This window comes from Pseudomonas sp. P5_A2_2 (genome assembly GCF_054177685.1).
In genome coordinates this window covers 1-1,024 of the sequence record NZ_JBGCUL010001347.1, presented here as the reverse complement: position 1 = coordinate 1,024, position 1,024 = coordinate 1, and the positions used below count along the sequence as shown (strand labels likewise).

Annotated in this window: 1 protein-coding gene; it reads left to right on the top strand. The window is 52.7% G+C overall.

The window, feature by feature from the left end; translation table 11 throughout:
- Nucleotides 1–908: LysR family transcriptional regulator (locus ACXRVY_RS31325; RefSeq protein ID WP_458239253.1), on the top strand; the 908-nt coding region annotated here is incomplete at its 5' end.
- Nucleotides 909–1,024: the final 116 nt, after the last annotated feature.

The following is a 1,024-nucleotide window of genomic DNA, read 5'->3' as shown; positions in this document are numbered from 1 at the left end:
GTGCCAATCCAGTTGCTCAAGTCACTGATTTTGATATTCGGATGCTCAAGATATTTCGCAGTGTCGTGGAGTGCGGTGGATTCTCCGTTGCAGAGAGCGTTCTCGGTGTTGGCAGGTCAGCCATCAGTCAGCAAATGACAGAGCTTGAGCAGCGATTAGGTTTACGGTTATGTCAGAGGGGACGTGCCGGGTTCTCCCTGACGGAGGATGGGCAGCAGGTGTATGAGGCGTGTTTACGCTTGTTGTCGGCGATGGAGGGATTTCGAAGCGAGGTCAACGGGATGCACAGTCACCTCCGGGGCGAGTTGATCATTGGCTTGACGGATAACCTGGTAACGATGCCTCACATGCGCGTCACGGATGCATTGGCTTCTTTAAAGAAAAAAGGACCTGACGTTCAGATCCAGATTCGAATGAGTACACCTGGTGAAGTGGAGCAAGGCGTGCTGGACGGTCGTCTGCACGTAGGCGTAATTCCTCAGGTCGGTGCGCTTTCAGGCCTTGAATATCAGCCGCTGTATAGCGAGCGTTCTCAGCTCTATTGCGGTGTTGGCCATCCTTTGTTTTTCGTCAAGGATCTGGATTTAAATGAGCAGCGTATCCAGGAGCAGGACGCCATAGCCCCGACATTCCGCTTGCCGGCAACCATCCAGGAGCATTATCAAGCGCTGAACTGCACTGCCAGCGCATCGGACAGAGAGGGAATGGCATTCCTGATTCTTACGGGCCAATACATTGGGTACCTGCCTGATCACTACGCGCGGAGCTGGGTTGCAGAAGGAAGGCTCAGGGCGTTGAAGCCCTATTCCTGTTTTTACGACCTGACGCTGGCTTCTGTTACCCGGAAAGGTCGCCGTCCCCATTTGGTATTGGAGACCTTTCTCGAATCCCTGGCGATGAGCGGCTGACGAATGTCGAGCCTTCAACGTAGCAACTTACGAATCAGTACAGCTTATTAATAAGCACCTGATACATCGTTTGTTGTAGGCATAAAACCGCTCGTTCGATTCGCTCCAGAGGCTAT